Below are 17587 nucleotides of genomic sequence, written 5' to 3' on the forward strand. Positions count from 1 at the left end.
CACGGCGGCGACCGCGGAGTCGGCGAGTTCGACGACGGAGACCGTGCCGCCTTTCCTCGTGGGCGAATCGCATCAAAGTGATCTTGTCGGGCTTATGTGGGTCCGTGCGGCGAACGGGGGATATGGCCCGGCCCGGATGCGAGACCCCGTCAGACCCCTTTCACTGGGGGGACGACGACGACCGTTCGACTTGCCGGGAGGGTGCGGTGCTGCTCGACCGGACTGTGCGGCGGAGACCCGCACGACCCACCGAAGGACCGGCGGCGGCCGGAGCGGGACCCGCCGCGCTCCCGGGCGGACGACCCGAAGGGGTGGCGTGAGCGAGGAGACGCGGGGGGAGACCGCGCCCACCGCGGAGGGCGTACGGGACCTCCTGCTCAGCCGCTCCTACCAGAAGCTGCTGCTGCTCTCCGTACTCCTCGGCGTGCCGATCGCCGTGGCCTGCTTCTTCTTCGTCGGCCTCCAGCACACCCTTCAGCACGCCGTCTGGGAGAGCCTTCCCCGGGCCCTGGGCCTCGACCGGGCGCCCTGGTGGTGGCCGATGCCCGCGCTCCTCCTCGCCGGTCTGATCCTCGCCCCGATCGTCACCCGGATGCGCGGTCACGGCGGGCACGTGCCCGTCAACGGCCTCGGCGGCCCGCCGGTCGGCCCCGCCGAACTGCCCGGCGCCGTCCTCGCCGCGCTCGCGACCCTGCCGCTCGGCGTCGTCCTCGGCCCGGAGGCGCCCCTGATGGCGGTCGGCAGCGGCCTGGCCCTCCTCGCCGTACGGGCCGCCCGTACCACCGTCGCCCCCCGGTCGTCCCTGGTCATCGGCACCGCGGGCTCGACCGCCGCCATCGCCACCATCCTCGGCGGCCCCCTCGTCGCCGCCGTCCTCGTCGTCGAGGCGGCGGGACTGGCCGGCGGGCAGCTCGTCCTGCTGCTCCTGCCATGTCTCGTCGCCAGCGGCGTCGGCGCGATCGTCTTCACCGGCTTCGGAGCGTGGACGGGGCTCTCCATCGGGGGTCTCGCGCTCCCCAGCCTGCCCCCCGACGTCAACCCCGACGCCGGAGACTTCCTCTGGGGCCTGCCCCTCGCCGTGCTCGTCGCCGTCATCGTCGGAGCCGGCCACCGGCTCGGCCGGAGCACCGCCCGCTGGACCGTCCGCAACACCGCCACGCGTACCGTGGCCTGCGCGTTCGCCGCCGGACTCTGCCTCACCGCCTACGCGGTGCTGACGGGCCGCTCACCCGAGGAAGCGGCCCTCTCCGGACAGGCGACCCTCGGCGAACTCGCCGCGCACCCGCACAGCTGGTCCGTCGCGGCCCTCGTCGCCCTCGTCGCGTGCAAAGGGCTGGCCTGGGGGATCAGCCTCGGCAGCCTGCGCGGCGGCCCCATCTTCCCCGCCCTCCTGATCGGGGCGGCCGCGGCCATGGCCTGTTCGGCACTGCCCGGATTCGGCGTCACGCCCGCGCTCGCGCTCGGCACCGCCGCCGCCGCGACCACGGTGTCCGGGCTCCCGCTGACGAGCGCGATCCTGGCCGTCCTGCTGCTCGGGGACGACGCGTACAACCAGATGCCGCTCATCGTGCTCGCCACCGTCATCGCGCATCTGACCACGCAGTTCCTCCAGCGTCGCACCCACGATCAGCCCGCGGCGGACTGAACCGGCCGGGGGAGCGGAGACGTGAAGGCGTGGGCGGCCCGGATGCGGCAGGCGTGGGCGGGGGCCGAGCGCCGGTTCCCGGTCCTCACCGAACTCGTCGGCAGACTGACCTCGGGCAATCTGCTGGACGGGGGCACCCGGCTGGCCGCGCAGGCGTTCCTGGCCGCCGTCCCACTGCTGTTCGCCGTGGCCGCGTTCGCGCCGCTCGGCGTACGCGATCAGCTCCTCTCCTCCCTGCGCGCCATGTTCGGACTGAGCGGGCCCTCGGACCAGGAACTGCGGCGCGTCCTGGACAGTACGACCGACGGCACCCTGCGCGAGACCAGCGGGGCCGTGGGGCTGGTCCTGGCCCTGGTGTCGGCGACCAGCTTCAGCAGGGCCATGGCGAGGGTCTGCGAGCGGGCCTGGCAACTGCCCAAGGCGAAGACGCGGATCACGGCCTGGCGATGGCTGGTGTGGCTGCTCGCCCTCCTCATGGTGGTCCTCCTCCAGGGCCCGATCCGGGACGGCTTCGGAGCGGGAGCCTGGCTGGGGTTTCCCGTGTACTTCCTGGTCAGTACGGGGGTGTGGCTCTGGACGCAGCACCTGCTGCTCGCCAATCGGGTCGCCTGGCCGCCGCTCCTGCCCGGGGCCCTGCTCGCGGCGGGCGCCACCACCGCGCTCGGCCTGACGGCACCCCTCTACGTACCGAACGCGATGAACAGGGCCCTGCAGGTGTACGGGGCGCTGGGGCTCGTGTTCACGCTGCTGTCCTGGCTCATCGTGGTGTGTGCCGCCCTCACGTTCGCGTTCACGATCGGAGCCGTACTGGCGCGGGAGCCGACTCTGAGCCGCTATTTGGGGACGGGGACGGGGACGGGGACGGAGGCGGGGACGGGGACGGAGGCGGGTCCGGGTCCGGGGGCGGCGCCGTAGTGGGGGTCCGTCGGGCAGCTGCCCGACGGACCCGGGGTCCTCCCGTTTCAGCGCACGTCCGCGCCGGCCGGGGTGTCGTCCGTGGTGGTGTCGTCGAGGAAGCCGCCCGACTGGTGCTGCCACAGCTTCGCGTACGAGCCCTCGGCGTCGAGCAGCTCCTGATGCGTGCCCTGTTCGACGATCCGGCCCCGGTCGAGGACGACCAGCCGGTCCATCGAGGCCACCGTGCTCAGCCGGTGGGCCACCACGAGCGCCGTCCGGCCGTCCATCAGCCGCCACAGCGCGTCCTGTACGAGGATCTCGCTCTCGGAGTCCAGCGCGCTGGTCGCCTCGTCGAGCAGCAGGATCGGCGCGTCCCGCAGGATCGCCCGTGCGAGGGCGACCCGCTGGCGCTGCCCGCCGGACAGCATCACCCCGCGCTCGCCCACCATGGTGTCGAAGCCGTCGGGGAGCGCGTCGGCGAACTCGGTCACGTGGGCCGCCTCGGCCGCCCGGCGCACCTCGGCCTCGGTGGCGTCCGGCCGGGCGAACGCGATGTTCTCCCGCAGCGTCCGGTGGAACATCACCGGGTCCTGGGGTACGTAGGCGATCAGACCGCGCAGATCGGTCTGCCGCAGCTTGCTGATGTCCTGCCCGCCGATCAGGATGCGGCCGCCGTCGACGTCCGTCATCCGCAGCAACAGCCGGCTGAGGGTCGTCTTGCCGCCGCCCGACCGGCCGACGAGACCGATCCTGGCCCCGCTCGGCACGTCCAGGTCGAGGCCGTCGAAGAGCGGGTTCCCGCCGCCGTGCGCGAAGGTCACGCCCTCGAAGCGGACATCCGCCTCCTTGCCGAGGAGCGGTTCCGGCGGCACCGGGTCGAGCACGGTGGGCGGATCGATCAGCAGCTCGGTGAACTGTGCCGCCTCCGTCATCGAGCTTTCCAGACGCCGGTAGATCTGATTGAACTCGAACATGATCCGGGTGGCGTTGGCGTAATAGGTGAAGGCCACGATGACCACTTCCACCCCGTGGTCGGCCGCGCCGAGGCCGAGGGCCAGGACGAGACCGAGCACATTGGTCAGCACCGACATCGGGGCGACCAGTGTGTCGATCCTCAGATTTCCGTAGTCCCACGAACGCAGGGTGAGGCGGCGTGATTCCGCGACCCGGGAGCGGTGCTCGGCGGCCTCCCGCTTCTCGGCGGCGAAGGCGCGCACCGTGTCCATGTTCATCAGGCTGTCGGCGACGTGCCCCGAGACCCGGGCGATGGCCTTCTCGCGCTGGGCCACCAGCCGCTGACGGCGGCGGATCAGGGGTGCCACCAGCACCCCCGTGAACGCGATCAGGGCGAGCAGCCCGGCCACGAGCAGCGGGTCGTACTGCCACAGCACCACCGACGCGAACAGCAGCGGCACGAAGCTGCCCATGACGGAGAACGTCAGCGTGTCGACGACGTCCTCGAACCGGGAGGCGAAGCTCAGGACGCGCTTGGTCAGCGAGCCTGCGAAGTTGTCGTGGAAGAAGGCGGCGTCCTTGGCGAAGAGCTCGTCCATCCCGATCACGTACAGGTTCTCGATGCCGCGCGCGTCCAGACGGTTCAGGCAGTGCAGACCGACCCGCCACAGCGCCTCGGAGAGGAGCAGGACGCCGGCGAAGGCGAGGACGTACGGCAGCATCGGGCCGACCGCCGAGGAGGCGCCGCCTCCGGCGATCCGGCCGACGAGCTTGGCGACGATCAGCGGGGCGATGTAGTTGATGCCGATGTTGCCGAGCGCGGGCAGCAGCAGGGCCGGGGCGGTCAGCAGGCGGAGCCGGACCAGTTCCCGTCCGTAACAGCGGAGGGCAAGGGCAACCGATCCCTTGTTCGGCAACCCCTCGGGTTTTTCCGGTGGTTCAGATGATTCAGCTGATTCTGGTGATTCCATGCCCAACCCTGTGTTGTCGGACCGTCAGGTGAAGGACGGAGTCTCCCGCGAGCGGCGCCGCGCGGTCCAAGTGTTTTCGGGCGCGAAGGGCCGGGAACGCGGTCGTGCCCTGTCTCACCGGCGGGAAGTCGCCAAATGTGCCCGAACGGGTTTGCGGTTGGGGGCGCCACACGTTCGGGTGGAGTGGCGGACCAACCGTGGTCGGCGTCCCCCGTCACCTGTTTCCATGGTCGTTCAGAGGCCGACGGGGGGAGGCTGACGTGCCTGGACCGGTGCGACAGAGCGGTACGCAGGACGAGTTCGTGACGCTGTCCGTGGAGTTGACGGGCTTCGACACGAGGGAGTTATGGGCCACCGGGATGGTGGACGACTACCGGGACGTCCTACGGACGCACGCGGGAGCCGAGAGATACGCGCGGCTCGTCGCGGCGGCGGCCGAGGGGGTGTTCGCCTGGGAGTGCCCGAGCGGTCGCGTCCCGCCCGACGTGGCAGAGCTCGCCGAAGCGCTCACCTGTCTCTGGTACACGGGTGTGTGGCCGGGGCTCGACGGCGAGGCCGCCTTCCTGGTCTCCGCGCGGGCGTACGCCGAAGGGCTTGTGTGGCGGACCTTCGGCGGGGCGGCGCCCGGCGCGGCGCCCCGGGGATTCGGGAGCTGGGCGGAGAAACCGGCCGAGGCCGCCGGGGCGGGGGTGCTCCGATGACACCAACCGGAGCGGTCCGCTCGCACTACGACGTGATCGTCGTCGGCGGCGGCTTCGCGGGCACTCTCGTGGCCCACCGCCTCGGCGCGGCCGGCCGGCGCGTGCTGGTCCTGGAGGCCGGGGCGAGCGCACCGGATGCCGAGCGGGGTCACACCGAGGCGGTGGAGACCTACCTCGCCGCGACGGCGAAGGTGCCGGGTTCGCCCTATGTGCCGCACCCCGCCGCCGCCTGGCCGGAGGTCACCGACCTCGGTGCCGGGGCGGGCGGCGACGGCCATCTGATCCAGCGCGGCCCGCTGCCGTACTCCAGTACGTACATCAGGGTGAACGGCGGTACCGGGAACGTCTGGACGGGGCTGACACCCCGGATGCACCCGGAGGACTTCCGCACCGACCTCTTCGGCTACGGCCGCGGCTGGCCCCTCGGCTACGGGGACCTGGAACCGTACTACCGGGCCGCGGAGCGGGAGATCGGCGTGGCGGCGGACGTCGCCGAGCAGCGCGACCACGTGGGCCTGCCCTTCCCCGACGAGTACGTCTTCCCGATGCACGCGCTGCCGCCGAGCCACCTCGACACGGTGATGGCGGGCCGCCTCGACGGCCGGTCGGTGACGGACCCGGTGGCCGGGGAGCGTGTGGCGTTGCGGGTGGTGGGGACACCGCACGGCCGCAACGGCGTCGCGAACACCGCCTATGCGGGAGATGCGGACCCGGGTGGTGAGCACCGGCGCTGCGAAGGGCATGCCAGCTGCATCCCCGTCTGCCCCGCGCGGGCCAAGTACACCCCGCTGCGCACCCAGGCGCGCTGGGCTCCGTCGGTGACGCTCGTCGACCGTGCCGTCGCGAGCCGGGTGCTGGTCGACGGCGCCGGGCGCGCCACGGGCGTCGAGTACCTCTCGTACGCGCGGGGCACCACCCGCCACCGCGCGCACGCGGACGTCGTGGTGCTCGCCGCCCACGCCGTCGAGAACGCCAGACTGCTGCTGCTCTCCGGCCTCGCCAACAGCAGCGGGCAGGTGGGCCGCAACCTGATGGACCATCCGGTGCTGCTGACCTGGGGGCTGATGCCCGAGCAGATCGGCCCGTACCGGGGTCCGGGCTCCACCTCGGGCCTTGAGGGGTTCCGCTTCGGTCCCTCCCGCGCACGGCACGCCCCGTTCCGCGTCGAGATCGGGAACTGGGGGTGGGTGTGGGCGACGGGAGGCTCCGGCGCCGACGTGGCGGGTCTGGTGCGCGGCGGGGGCGCGGACGGTGGCCGGCTGTTCGGGACGGCGCTGCGGGCCGCCCTGCGCGACCGCGTGGGGCGCCAGTTCGCCCTCCAGTTCGAGATCGAGCAGGAGGCGGACCCCGCCAACCGCGTGACCCTCGATCCGGAGCGCCGCGACGCGCTGGGGCTGCCGCGCCCCGTCGTCGCGTACGACCTCTCCGACCACGTCAAGGAGGGTTTCGTGGCCGCCAAGGAGGTGTCCGACCAGCTCTTCGCGCTGCTGGGCGCGGAGGACCACAGCGACCACACCCCGGACCCCGGCCGGCCCGGGACCTTCACCCATCGGGGCCGGTCGTACGCCTTCCGGGGCGCGGGCCACGCCGGAGGCACCCACCTCATGGGCGACAGCCCCGCCACCTCGGTCGTCGACCACTGGCAGCGCTGCTGGGACCATCCCGGGCTCTACGCGGTCGGCTGCGGCAGCATGCCCTCGCTCGCCACCTCCAACCCCACCCTGACCATGGCCGCCCTGGCCCTGCGCACCGCCGAACGCATCGAGACCGACCTGACCGCGCGCCACGCGCCCGCCGTCCTGACGGACACCGTCCCGCCCGCCGCCGACCCCTCCGGAGCCGCCTCATGAGCCCGCTTCCCCTGCCGCCCGTGGCAGCGCCGTACCAACTTCCCTTCCACTACGGCGCCCTGCACAACATCGGCCTGGACTTCCTCGTCGACCCCGAACCGGCCCGCGAGCTCCTGGCCAAACACCATCCCGCCCTGAGCGCTGCCGACTTCGGCGGCCGGGCCCTGCTCTCGGTCAACTTCCAGCTGTACTTCGCCCAGTACAGGTCCGGTGCCGGCGTCACCCAGGAGGTCGAGGTCAACATCGTCGCCTTCCCGGCCGCCGCCGCCGAGCGGCTGCCCGAGGTGTCCTACCCCGAGTACGCCCAGGGCCACGACCAGACCAAGCTGCTCGGCATCGCCCGCATCCACGTGCTGTGCGACAACCCGCTCGCCATCGACGCCGGCCGCCGTCTCTACGCCGAACCCAAGTACCCCGCCTGGTTCGAGGCGACGATGCCGTCCCTCAACGGCCCCGAGGGCGAGGACTGGCAGGTGACCTGCCGGAGCGCCGAACTCACCCCGCAGGGCGAACTCCGGCGCGGCACCACCGCGCTGTTCTCCCTCGAAGCCGACCTCACGTCCCTCCGGGGCAGGGCCGTGAACAACACACCCATCACGGGATACGGCACCGACGAGGAAGGGCGGGCACTGGCCGGTCCCATGAACGTCCACGGCCCCTACACCTGGCACTCCCTCGCAGACGGAGCGTCCGACGGAGCACCCGACCGAGCCTCCGAGCGCGCCCGGCTGACCGTTCTCGACCCCGGTGCCGACGTCGGCCGGGACCTGGAGCGGCTGCTCGGCGGCGCCCCGGCCGCAGGTGCGTGGAGCTATCAGTCGCCGCCCGTCGCGGCGCACAACCGGCCGTACTATCTGGGCGGCTGACGGACCGTGTGGCGTGTCACGGCCTCCTTCGGCGTTCGGGTGCGGCATGTTCTCCTCGGCGGGGGACATCCGATGAGGCCGGTACGTGCGGAGGTTTCCCGTGGACGCGAGCGACGAAGGCGGGCGCGAGGAGGCGGGAGACCCGACACCGTCCGAGGACGGGCGGGCGGGGCCGCGACGGTGGCGCACCGTCCTGGAGTCCGTCGTGCCGACGGGCCCTCCGCCCGGTCCGTCGCGGCCGGAGTTCTGGCGGAGCCCGCTGCGGGGGCCGTGGCTGACCGCCGTGTTCGGACTGGTCCTGCTCGTCGGCGTGACGGTCCTGTTCGTGACGGGACTCCTGTCGTACGCCGCGTACAACCCGGATCTCGCGGCGGTCAACGACCAGACGCCCGACAAAGGGTGGCTCGGCTTCTACCTCTTCTCCTGGCCGACCTCGCCGTACTGGCTGTATCGGCTCACGCAGGGCGTGCACGTCGTCCTGGGCGTCGTGCTGGTGCCCGTACTCCTGGCCAAGCTGTGGTCCGTCATCCCGAAGCTGTTCGCGTGGCCGCCGGTGCGGTCGCCCGGCCACGCGCTCGAACGGCTGTCGCTGCTGCTCCTGGTCGGCGGGGCCGGCTTCGAGTTCGTCACCGGCATCCTCAACATCCAGCTGCACTACATCTTCCCGGGCTCCTTCTACGTCCTGCACTTCTTCGGCGCCTGGGTGTTCATCGGCGCGTTCGTGGTGCACGTGACGCTGAGGCTGCCGCGAGCACTCCGGGCCGTGCGGGCCGGGCACGCGGCGCGGCCCGCCGCCGGGAGTGAGGAGGCGGCGGGGCTGGTGTCGCCCCGGCCGGCCGAGCCGACCATCTCCCGGCGGGGTGCGGTCGGTCTGGTGGGCCTGGGGTCCCTGGCGCTGTTCGCGGTGACGGCCGGGCAGAGCGTGGGGGGCTGGTGGCGCAGGACCGCGCTGTTCGCCCCGCACGGCGGCCGGGAACCCGGATCGGGGCCGAACGGCTTCCAGATCAACAAGACCGCGGGCTCGGTGGGCATCCGGGCGAGCGACGTCGGTCCGGCGTGGCGGCTCACCGTACGCGGCGCGGGCCGGCAGACCGTCCTGACCCGGGAGGCGCTGCTCGCCATGCCGCAGCACGAGGCGGCGCTGCCGATCGCCTGCGTGGAGGGGTGGTCCACCCCGGACCAGCTGTGGAGCGGGGTACGGCTGGTGGACCTCGCCGCCCTCGTCGGCCTCGACGGCGATCCGCCGGACGTACGGGTGGAGTCGGTCCAGCGCGGGGGCCCGTTCAGCGTGGCCGCCCTGCGCGACAACCAGGTGCGGGACCACCGCTCGCTGCTCGCCGTTCGCGTCAACGGCGCCGACCTCTCCCACGACCACGGCTACCCGGCCCGGGTCATCGTCCCCGGCGCTCCCGGCGTCCTCAACACCAAGTGGGTCACCCGCCTCACCTTCGGGGAGCGGCCGTGAGCGGGGTCCGCCGGAGGGAGGAGGACACACCGCTGCACCTGCTGCTGGTGCTCGCCTCCTTCGCGCTGGCCGCCTACGCGGGCGTACGTCTACTGAAAGGCGACACGCTGGGGGTGACCCTCTGGTTCGTCGGCGCCGCCCTCCTGCACGATCTGGTCCTGCTGCCGCTGTACGCGGTGACCGACCGTGCCGCGCAGCTGCTGTTCCCGCCCCGGGGGGACGGGGACAGCGGGTCGCGAGGGGAGCGGGGCGATGGCTGGAGAAGGGCGCGGTTCGGCGTCAACCATGTCCGTGTGCCCGCCTTCCTCTCGGGTCTGATGCTCCTCGTCTGGTGGCCGCTCGTCTTCCGGCAGGTCGGCCACTACACGGCGGCGACGGGGCTCCCGGCGGACGTGTTCCTGGGGAGATGGCTGCTCTTCACGGCGGCGCTGTTCATCGCCTCGGCGGCGGTCCTGCTGATTCCCCGGATTCCTCGGCCCCGGCTCCCCCGGCTCCGACGGCCCCGATTCCGTCGACCAGGGCGTCGAGCCCGCGCTTGATGCGGTCCACGTCCCAGCCCCGGTCCGTGCGCTGGAAGTCGAACAGGCCGGGTGTGTACGCCATGAGGAGCAGATCGGCCAGATAGGCGGTGTCCGCGTCCGGCGCGAGTTCCGCGACCATCCCGACGACCTGTTCGTGGTGCCTGCGGAACGGGGCACTGCGATAGCGCCCGGCCGGGACGCTCGCCTCCGCCAGGAGCAGCAGCTCACGGTTGTCCTCGACGAGGTCGGCCATGCCGTGCAGAAAGGCCCGCAGCCGCTCGCGCGCCGAAGGCGACCCGTCCTCCGCCTGGCGGGCGAACTCCTCCTGGAAGCGGCTCTCGTTGTCCTCGATGAGCGCGTAGACGAGCCCGGCCCTGTTGTGGAAGCGGCGGTAGACCGTACCGACGCCCACCCCGGCGTCCTTCGCCACGGCGTCCAGGGAGAGTGCGGCGAAGCCGTCGGCCGCGAGCCGGCGCCGGGCGGCGTCGAGGATGCGGAGGCGATTGCGGGCGGCGTCGGCGCGCTCGGTGGGGGCGGTCATGCGGAGCAGCGTAGCGGACGTAGCGGAGGAGTCTCCGGTTACGCCTTGAAAATCGGAGAGTCCTCCGCTTATGGTTGCGGCATGCCAACCGGAGGGTTCTCCGCTTGTTGGCCGGAGCTTCCCGAGCGCACCGCGATCGCACCCAAGGAGATCCACGCCATGGCCGACACCACCCCCTCCGCCCCGCTCCTCAACGGTCAGCTGATCGGCATCGCCTACCACGCCATCGCCGCCGTGCGGGACCGGATCCTCGCCGACTCCGGGCTGACCTTCCCTCAGTCCGTCGCGCTCAAGGCCGTCGTCGACGGGCTCGACCGCTCCGATGCCGTCGACCGTCTGACCGCGACGCTCAAGATCACCGAGTCGGAGGCCGGCGCCCTGCTCGCCGCACTCGCCGAAGCCGGGCTGACCGACGGCGCCCGAACCACCCCCACGGAGAAGGGGGAGACGCTGCACCGGGGCTTCACGGACGAGGTGGCCGGGCTCACCGAGCGGCTCTACGGCGACCTTCCGGCCGCCGACCGCGAGATCGCCGCCCGCGCCCTCGCCCACGTCACGGCGAGGGCGAACGCTGAACTCGCCACCCGGTAGGCGAGGTCTGCCACCGCCGGGCCGCCGGGCCCAGCAGCACCACGAGCGCCGCGATGCCGTACGCGGTCGCGCTCAGCGCCGACTGGTAGCCGTACTCGGGCCCGAGGACGTACACCGCCTCGCCCGCGAGTGCGACGCCCAGCCACTCCCGCCGCCCGTCCAGCGCGACGAGCGCCACCAGGAGCAGCGCGTACCAGGAGTAGCCGGGTGTGAGGAGCACGAAGGCCCAGCCGGTGACCAGGAGCGCCCCGCTCCACGGGCGCCGAGGATCGCCGCGCCACATCACCGACAGGGACACCGCTGCCATCACGGCGAGCAGCACCGGGAACGCCCAGCTGTCGGGCAGGACCAGCCGGAGCAGGGCGTAGCGGGAGCCGGCCGACGGGTCGTCGTAGCCCTCCTCGTCCACGTATCCGCCGAGGTAGCCGAAGACGGAGTCGTGCGAGAGGAGGACGTAGGGGACGTACGAGAGTCCGGTGAAGACCACGGCCGGCAGCAGGACGGCGGCGGCGTCGCGCACCCGGCGCACCCCGGACAGCGCACCGGGCAGGACGACCGCGGGCATCAGCTTGGTGGCGACGGCGGCACCCAGGACGAGGCCGCCGGCGGCAAGGCGGCGGGTGCCGTGCGGCGCTCCGAGGGGTACGCCACCGTCGAGGCGTACGTCTGCGGCGGTCCGACGGCCGTTCGTACGGCCGGTGGCGACGAGTCCGAGCCCGATCACGGCGAGCAGCGCCCCGAGTACGTCCACGTGCGCGTTGTTCACGGCCTCGATCGGCACCACCGGGCACCACGCCCAGGCCGCGGCCCGGCGCGGATCCGTTCCCCGGCGGCGCAGGATCAGCAGCAGCGCCCAGGTCGTGGCGAGCGCGACCAGCCCGGCGGCGATCTGCAGCGGCTTGTGCCGGGCTCCCTCCGGGGACAGCCGGTCGACGGCTACGAAGTACACCTCGGCGACGGGCGGGTAGATCGTGTGCACCGAGGGCCGGTTGATCCTCGTGCAGTGCGGTTCCGGACCGGGGGAGGGGACCGCGACCAGGTCTCGGCCCGCGCAGGCGGCCCCCGTGGGGAACAGCCACGCGTCGCGCAGCCCGCTCAGCTCAGGATCCCTGGGGGCGTGGTCGTACGGGGGGACGCCGGCCGACTGGACGCGGCCGTCCCAGGCGTACCGGTACGAGTCCGTGCTCGTCCGGGGCGGAGCCACGAGCCCCGTCACCGTCACCGCGACCGCCCCGGCCACGAGCAGCGGAACGACGTGCGCGGCCGGAACCCGCCACAGCCCGAGCAGGGCTACGACGAACAGGGCCCAGCAGACCGCGTACCGGCCGAACAGCCCGGAAGGATCGATGACATGACCGTCGTACCGGACGGTGACGAGGAGGGCGGCAGCGAGGGCGGCGATGACGAGGGCGGTGAGGACCGTGGCGGTGCGGCCGGTGTGCTGGTTCACCTCGGCAGCGTTCCAGGAACGGGCCCCGAACCATGGATCCCGGAGCCGCATGTCCGCATTCCGTAAGAGATGGCCGGACGGCCCCCGCGCGGTGTGGCGCGGGCGGCGCTGGTCGTCGCCGGTTCGCTGACGGTGGTGGCCCTGCCGGGCCTCCTGCGCCCCGGCGGCGTGGAGGACCCGACCGTGCCGCCGCTGGACCACTCCCGGAACTGGCTGCTGGCGATGGCGGCCGTCGGGGTGACGGCGACCGGGTACGCGGGGGCGCGGGTGCGTTGGGCCGGGCGGTCCGGGCGGGCCGGGTCGGGTGGGCGGCGGAGCTGAGAGGGGGCGGGGCGGGAGTCGGTTGACCGCCGGTCCCGCCCTCCCGCCCTCCCGCCCTCCCGCCCGACCCTCAGCGCCGCAGGCCGACGAAGGCGCGGCCCGCCGACTGCCAGGTCAGGGATCGGGTCCAGCCCGCCCCGGCGGCACCGGCGCACAGGGCTCGGGCCCCGAGCCGCGCCCACCGGAAGGGCGCGCCCCGGCCGCCCCGCCCGTCGTCCACGTGGACCTCGACGCGCTCGTCGACATCCTCCGCGGCCACCTCGACCAGCAGAGAACCGTCCGGCGCCGCGAGCCGCGTCGCACGGCGGAGGAGCGCGGCCGGGTCGCCTCCGATGCCGATGTTCCCGTCGATGAGCAGCACGGTGCCCCAACGGCCCTCACGGGGCAGCGGGTCGAACACCGAGCGGCACAGGGCGCTGCCCCCGGCCCGTACCGTACGGTCCACCGCCTCCGGGGTGATGTCCACGCCCAGCGCCCGGTGCCCCCGGGCGGCGAGCGCGGCGACCAGCCGGCCCGGTCCGCAGCCGACGTCCAGCACCGGCCCCGTACAGCGGTCCAGGACGGTGACGTCCGCCGCGTCGGGTTCGCCGCACCACCGCTCCACCTCCAGCGGCAGCAACCAGCCGTCCTCCCGCCGCAGATAGAGCGGCCCCCGGCCGGTGCGGAGCGCCGCCGTGTACGGATCGGCCCGCCAGGCGACGGCGGGCTCGGCCAGCTGGGCGGTCACCGCGCCACCGCGCACATGCCTTCGTACAGGGCGGCGAAGCGGGTGTCCGGCGAGGCGGCGGCGACCCGCGCCGCGTCGGCCGGCTCGTCCACGTCGCACAGCTCGGGCAGATCCCGTACGGCGCGCCCGGAGGCGACGAGCCGTCGGCGTTGCTCCCGCCCGGTGTGGCTCACGGACATGGGGACGCCGAGGAGCAGTTCCGGGTCGGGTTCGGCCAGTCCGAGCGCCCAGAACCCGCCGTCCTCGGCGGGGCCGAACCAGGCGTCGGTCCCGCCGAAGTCGAGCCCCCGGGCGAGGAGACCGGGGGTGACCTGCGGGGTGTCCATGCCGATGAGCAGGGCCGGTCCCTCGGCCTGCGCGAAGGCGGCGGCGAGCCGGACATCGAGTGCGCCGGGGCACTGCGGAACGACCTCGATGCCCTCGGGCACCCAGGGCCCCGGCAGTCCTTCGAGGACCAGCACACGGCGTGCGGCCGGGGTGGCGCGCACGGCCGCGAGGGTGTCCTCAAGGGCGGCGCGGGCCAGCTCGGCGGCCTGCTCCGGCGCGAATCGCGGGGTGAGGCGCGTCTTGACCCGTCCGGCGACGGGCGCCTTGGCGATGACGAGGAGCGTGCCCACGGGGACGGTGGTCGTGGGGACGGTGCTGACGCGGGCGGTGGTCACGGGAGCGGTGCTCGCGGGGAAACCGGTTGTGGGGACGGTGCTCATACGGCGACCTCCCCGGCGGCGCGAGACCGCTCCGCCGGCGGTTCGGCCAGCACCCGGCGCATGTCCCTCACGGCGTGCCAGGTGCCCCGCCAGGTGCCGGTGACCTTGGACTTCCCCGAGCGCGGCAGATAGGGCACGTCCGTCTCGGCGACCCGCCAGCCCTCGTCCGCGGCCCGGACGACCATCTGGAGCGGGTAGCCGCTGCGCCGGTCCGTCAGGCCGAGGCCGAGCAGGGCCTCACGCCGTGCCACCCGCATCGGGCCGAGGTCGTGCAGTCGTACGCCGGTGCGGCGGCGCAGCATGCGCGCGAGGACGACGTTCCCGGCGCGGGCGTGCGCCGGCCACGCGCCGCGGCCCTGCGGGCGGCGGCGGCCGAGGAGCAGGTCGGCCTCGCCCGCCTCGACGCGCGCGGCCATCGGGGCGAGCAGCCCGGGGTCCATGGAGGCGTCGCAGTCGCAGAAGCAGACCAGGTCGGCGCGGGCCGCGAGCAGCCCGGCGTGGCAGGCCGCGCCGAAACCGCGTCGGCTCTCGTGGACGACGGTCGCGCCGAGTTCGCGGGCGATCCCGGCGGAGCCGTCCGTCGAGCCGTTGTCGACGACGATGGCGCGCCAACCGGCGGGCACCCGCGCCAGCACCCAGGGGAGTGCCTCGGCCTCGTCGAGGCACGGCAGTACGACGTCCGCGCGGGGCGGTGCGCAAGCAGAAGAAGTCACCCTCCACACCGTAGGAATCCGGAACGGGGAAAAGGGGCTTCGAGACCTTACGAAACGCGGACGCCCTCCTGGCGGGTGGAAGAGTCCGCCGCTGGTGGGCCCGGACGGGTGACACTCTGGGGCCATGGCGGTGAGCGATGCGGAGAGCGGGCACCAGGGGCACGACCGCGTGAGCGGGAGCGGTGCGGGCGGTGCGGGCGGTTCCCACGCGACCGGCGCCCCGGCGGCGCGGGTGCTGGTCGTCAACGACGATCCGACCGTCTCGGAGGTCGTGGCCGGCTATCTGGACCGCGCCGGGTTCGTCGTACGGCTCGCGGCCGACGGTCCGGCCGCGCTGCGCGCCGCCGAGGAAGCCCGGCCCGACCTCGTGGTCCTCGGCCTGATGCTGCCCGGCATGGACGGCCTGGAGGTCTGCCGGCGGCTGCGGGCCCGGGAGGACGGCGGACGGCCCGTCCCGGTCATCATGCTCGCGGGCCGGGGGCGGGGCCTACGGCAGTCCGGCCAGTGCCGCGGACGGACGGGTCCCTTCGTCCGCACCGCCGGCGAGTTCGGCCATCCCGTCGGCGAACGTGACCTCCGGGCGCCAGCCCAGCTCGCTGCGCAGCCGAGTCGAGTCGGCGGTGATGTGCCGGACGTCGCCGAGCCGGTACTCGCCCGTGACGACCGGTTCCGGGCCGCCGTACGCGTCGGCCAGCGCGCCCGCCATGTCGCCGACGGTCCGGGGGGCACCGCTGCCGACGTTGTACGCGGCGAAGTCCGCCGTCCCGGACAGGGCGTCGAGCGCGACCGCGTTGGCCCCGGCCACGTCCCGGACGTGCACGAAGTCCCGGCGCTGCCCGCCGTCCTCGAAGACGCGGGGGGCCTCGCCGCGGGCGAGGGAGGAACGGAAGAGGGCGGCGACCCCCGCGTACGGGGTGTCGCGGGGCATCCCCGGCCCGTAGACGTTGTGGTAGCGCAGCGAGACCACCCGCCCGCCGGTGGCCCGGGACCACGAGGACGCGAGGTGTTCCTGGGCGACCTTGGTGGTGGCGTAGACGTTCCGGGGGTCCATCGGGGCGTCCTCCCCGACCAGTCCGGGGGCGAGGGGGGCGCCGCAGTCCGGGCAGCGGGGCTCGAACCGGCCCGAGGCGAGATCCTCCTCGGCTCGCGGGCCCGGCCGGACGGTGCCGTGCGCGGGGCACTCGTACCGCCCCTCGCCGTAGACGACCATCGACCCGGCGAGCACGAGACGCCGGACGCCCGCCGCCGTCATCTCGGCCAGCAGTACGGCGGTGCCGAGCTCGTTGGCCGACACGTAGGCGGGGGCGTCGCCGAAGTCCTTGCCGAGGCCGACCTTGGCGGCCTGGTGGCACACGGCGTCGACCCCGGTCAGGGCCTCCCGCACGGCCTCGGGATCACGCACGTCCCGCCCGTCCCCGGCCAGGTCGAAGACCACCGGCTCGTGTCCGCGGGAGGCCAGTGCGGCGACGATCTGCGAGCCGATGAAGCCCGCGCCTCCAGTCACAAGTACACGCATGCGGCGAAGCTATGCCGCCCACTCCCCGAAGACCGGTCCGCCGTACCGCACGTCACGGATCCGTAAGAACGTCCCATTTCCCGGGACCGAGCCGTCGAAGAGGTCCGGACCGCGGTGACCAGCGCTCTCGCCGCGGGCCGGTGCCGGGTCGGCCTCAGCGGGGTTCCTTCCCGACACGGTCCGCGCGGGTCGGCCGACGGGCGGGGCTCCGGGTGCGGTGCCAGGCTGAGGGTCCATCCCCGGAGACGTGAAAGGCATTGCCATGATCACCACCGACTTCGTACCCGGCTCCCCCTGCTGGCTGGATCTCGGCGCCCCCGACGTTCCGGCCGCCGCTGCCTTCTACGGCGCCGTGCTCGGCTGGGAGTACGAGTCCATGGGGGAGGGCGAGGACATGGAGGGAGGGATGTTCAGGAAGGACGGGAAGATCGTCGGCGGGCTCGGCAGGCTCACCGAGGAGGGCGCCCGTTCCGCCTGGATGATCTACTACAGCGTCGCCGACGCGGACGCCACCACCCAGACGGTGGAACAGGCGGGCGGCACGGTCCGGGTCGCCCCCACGGACCTCGACGAGTGGGGCCGGATGGCCCAGTACAGCGACCCGCTCGGCGGGCAGTTCGCCGTCTGGCAGCCCGGCACGAACAAGGGCGTCGACCTGGTGGACGCGCCGGGCTCCCTGTCCTGGACCGAGCTGTACACGACCGACGCCGCCGCGGCGAAGACGTTCTACGGCAGTGTCTTCGGCTGGCGGTTCGGCGACATGGAAATGCCGGGCGGCGGGGACACGTACACCCTCATCACCCCCGCCGGACTCCCCGACGAGCGCATGCACGGCGGCCTCATGCAGCTCTCCGAGGCCGACCTCGCCCTCGCGCACGGCAAGCCCTACTGGCACCCCGTCTTCGCCGTCGCCGACTGCGACGAGACGGTCGCCAGGGTCACCGCGAACGGCGGCAACGTACAGATGGGCCCGGCGGACGTGGAAGGCGTCGGCCGGCTCGCCGTCTGCCTCGACCCCTCGAACGCCGACTTCGTCGTCCTCACCCCGCCCGCCGGCTGAATCCCGCCCGAACCTCCTCGGTACGGGTCTGCCGCCCGCCGCCGCGACGGCGGGCGGCCCCCCGCTCACCCCGACGGGCCGGAATCCCGTG

General features: G+C 73.6%; 17 protein-coding genes and 1 pseudogene. 11 read left to right on the forward strand and 7 right to left on the reverse strand.

Features of this window, described 5'->3' with window-relative positions; translation table 11 throughout:
* Positions 1-316 precede the first annotated feature (316 nt).
* Both V4Y03_RS29765 and V4Y03_RS29770 read left to right on the forward strand, forming a co-directional pair.
* On the forward strand, positions 317-1645 hold the full coding sequence (locus V4Y03_RS29765) for a chloride channel protein (protein ID WP_332436943.1): 1329 nt from the start codon (positions 317-319) through the stop codon (positions 1643-1645).
* Between the two features lie 21 nt (positions 1646-1666).
* The gene (locus V4Y03_RS29770; RefSeq protein ID WP_332436944.1) at positions 1667-2560 is read left to right on the forward strand and encodes a YhjD/YihY/BrkB family envelope integrity protein; all 894 of its coding nucleotides are present in this window, start codon (positions 1667-1669) and stop codon (positions 2558-2560) included.
* A 47-nt stretch (positions 2561-2607) separates the two neighbouring features.
* Here V4Y03_RS29770 and V4Y03_RS29775 read toward each other — a convergent pair whose 3' ends face one another.
* On the reverse strand, positions 2608-4467 hold the full coding sequence (locus tag V4Y03_RS29775; protein ID WP_443079846.1) for an ABC transporter ATP-binding protein: 1860 nt from the start codon (positions 4465-4467) through the stop codon (positions 2608-2610).
* 260 nt (positions 4468-4727) lie between these two features.
* Here V4Y03_RS29775 and V4Y03_RS29780 point away from each other — a divergent pair, with 260 nt between their 5' ends.
* From V4Y03_RS29780 to V4Y03_RS29800, 5 genes are all read left to right on the forward strand, one after another.
* Positions 4728-5168 carry a hypothetical protein gene (locus tag V4Y03_RS29780; protein WP_332436946.1) on the forward strand — a complete coding sequence of 147 codons (441 nt, stop codon included), beginning with the start codon at positions 4728-4730 and terminating at the stop codon, positions 5166-5168.
* Positions 5165-7018 carry a GMC family oxidoreductase gene (locus V4Y03_RS29785; protein WP_332436947.1) on the forward strand — a complete coding sequence of 618 codons (1854 nt, stop codon included), beginning with the start codon at positions 5165-5167 and terminating at the stop codon, positions 7016-7018. The genes V4Y03_RS29780 and V4Y03_RS29785 overlap by 4 nt, the downstream gene beginning before the upstream one ends.
* The gene (locus V4Y03_RS29790) at positions 7015-7884 is read left to right on the forward strand and encodes a hypothetical protein (RefSeq protein ID WP_332436948.1); all 870 of its coding nucleotides are present in this window, start codon (positions 7015-7017) and stop codon (positions 7882-7884) included. Before V4Y03_RS29785 ends, V4Y03_RS29790 begins: the two co-directional genes overlap by 4 nt.
* Before the next feature lie 193 nt (positions 7885-8077).
* Positions 8078-9349, forward strand: a complete 1272-nt coding sequence (locus tag V4Y03_RS29795) for a molybdopterin-dependent oxidoreductase (RefSeq protein ID WP_332437294.1) — start codon at positions 8078-8080, stop codon at positions 9347-9349.
* Positions 9346-9888: a hypothetical protein gene (locus V4Y03_RS29800; RefSeq protein WP_332436949.1), complete on the forward strand. Its 543-nt coding sequence runs from the start codon at positions 9346-9348 to the stop codon at positions 9886-9888. The genes V4Y03_RS29795 and V4Y03_RS29800 overlap by 4 nt, the downstream gene beginning before the upstream one ends.
* Here V4Y03_RS29800 and V4Y03_RS29805 read toward each other — a convergent pair.
* Positions 9782-10411, reverse strand: coding sequence for a TetR/AcrR family transcriptional regulator (locus tag V4Y03_RS29805; protein ID WP_317873458.1), 630 nt, complete (start codon positions 10409-10411; stop codon positions 9782-9784). The genes V4Y03_RS29800 and V4Y03_RS29805 overlap by 107 nt on opposite strands.
* Positions 10412-10492: 81 nt before the next feature.
* Here V4Y03_RS29805 and V4Y03_RS29810 point away from each other — a divergent pair, with 81 nt between their 5' ends.
* On the forward strand, positions 10493-11002 hold the full coding sequence (locus V4Y03_RS29810) for a hypothetical protein (protein ID WP_332436950.1): 510 nt from the start codon (positions 10493-10495) through the stop codon (positions 11000-11002).
* Here V4Y03_RS29810 and V4Y03_RS29815 read toward each other — a convergent pair.
* Positions 10965-12452, reverse strand: coding sequence for a glycosyltransferase family 87 protein (locus V4Y03_RS29815; protein ID WP_332436951.1), 1488 nt, complete (start codon positions 12450-12452; stop codon positions 10965-10967). The genes V4Y03_RS29810 and V4Y03_RS29815 overlap by 38 nt on opposite strands.
* 69 nt (positions 12453-12521) lie before the next feature.
* Between V4Y03_RS29815 and V4Y03_RS29820 the strand changes: the two genes are divergently transcribed.
* Positions 12522-12773 carry a hypothetical protein gene (locus V4Y03_RS29820; protein ID WP_332436952.1) on the forward strand — a complete coding sequence of 84 codons (252 nt, stop codon included), beginning with the start codon at positions 12522-12524 and terminating at the stop codon, positions 12771-12773.
* 70 nt (positions 12774-12843) lie between these two features.
* On the opposite strand, the gene V4Y03_RS29825 is transcribed toward V4Y03_RS29820, so the two are convergent.
* From V4Y03_RS29825 to V4Y03_RS29835, 3 genes are all read right to left on the reverse strand, one after another.
* On the reverse strand, positions 12844-13500 hold the full coding sequence (locus tag V4Y03_RS29825; protein ID WP_332436953.1) for a class I SAM-dependent methyltransferase: 657 nt from the start codon (positions 13498-13500) through the stop codon (positions 12844-12846).
* A complete protein-coding gene (locus V4Y03_RS29830) occupies positions 13497-14117 on the reverse strand; it encodes a TIGR04282 family arsenosugar biosynthesis glycosyltransferase (RefSeq protein WP_332437295.1) in 621 nt (206 codons plus the stop codon). The genes V4Y03_RS29825 and V4Y03_RS29830 overlap by 4 nt, the downstream gene beginning before the upstream one ends.
* An 86-nt stretch (positions 14118-14203) precedes the next feature.
* Entirely contained in the window at positions 14204-14920 is a 717-nt protein-coding gene (locus tag V4Y03_RS29835; protein ID WP_332436954.1) for a glycosyltransferase family 2 protein, read from the reverse strand.
* A 124-nt stretch (positions 14921-15044) separates the two neighbouring features.
* On the opposite strand from V4Y03_RS29835, the pseudogene V4Y03_RS29840 reads away from it, so the two are divergent.
* A pseudogene (locus tag V4Y03_RS29840) lies at positions 15045-15401 on the forward strand (response regulator); the annotation flags it as partial.
* 6 nt (positions 15402-15407) lie between these two features.
* Here V4Y03_RS29840 and V4Y03_RS29845 read toward each other — a convergent pair.
* On the reverse strand, positions 15408-16436 hold the full coding sequence (locus V4Y03_RS29845) for an NAD-dependent epimerase/dehydratase family protein (protein WP_317876144.1): 1029 nt from the start codon (positions 16434-16436) through the stop codon (positions 15408-15410).
* Positions 16437-16698: 262 nt separating this feature from the next.
* On the opposite strand from V4Y03_RS29845, the gene V4Y03_RS29850 reads away from it, so the two are divergent.
* On the forward strand, positions 16699-17496 hold the full coding sequence (locus tag V4Y03_RS29850) for a VOC family protein (protein WP_332436955.1): 798 nt from the start codon (positions 16699-16701) through the stop codon (positions 17494-17496).
* Positions 17497-17587: the final 91 nt, after the last annotated feature.

This window comes from Streptomyces sp. P9-A4 (assembly GCF_036634195.1).
GTDB lineage: Bacteria > Actinomycetota > Actinomycetes > Streptomycetales > Streptomycetaceae > Streptomyces.

What these genes read in the sequence shown, in the direction of transcription:
- V4Y03_RS29850 (WP_332436955.1), top strand. Translation starts at nt 16,699, where the DNA reads ATGATCACCACCGACTTCGTACCCGGCTCCCCCTGCTGGCTGGATCTC.
- V4Y03_RS29785 (WP_332436947.1), top strand. Translation starts at nt 5,165, where the DNA reads ATGACACCAACCGGAGCGGTCCGCTCGCACTACGACGTGATCGTCGTC.
- V4Y03_RS29845 (WP_317876144.1), bottom strand. Translation starts at nt 16,436, where the DNA reads ATGCGTGTACTTGTGACTGGAGGCGCGGGCTTCATCGGCTCGCAGATC.
- V4Y03_RS29790 (WP_332436948.1), top strand. Translation starts at nt 7,015, where the DNA reads ATGAGCCCGCTTCCCCTGCCGCCCGTGGCAGCGCCGTACCAACTTCCC.
- V4Y03_RS29820 (WP_332436952.1), top strand. Translation starts at nt 12,522, where the DNA reads ATGGCCGGACGGCCCCCGCGCGGTGTGGCGCGGGCGGCGCTGGTCGTC.
- V4Y03_RS29810 (WP_332436950.1), top strand. Translation starts at nt 10,493, where the DNA reads ATGCCAACCGGAGGGTTCTCCGCTTGTTGGCCGGAGCTTCCCGAGCGC.
- V4Y03_RS29775 (WP_443079846.1), bottom strand. Translation starts at nt 4,467, where the DNA reads ATGGAATCACCAGAATCAGCTGAATCATCTGAACCACCGGAAAAACCC.
- V4Y03_RS29805 (WP_317873458.1), bottom strand. Translation starts at nt 10,411, where the DNA reads ATGACCGCCCCCACCGAGCGCGCCGACGCCGCCCGCAATCGCCTCCGC.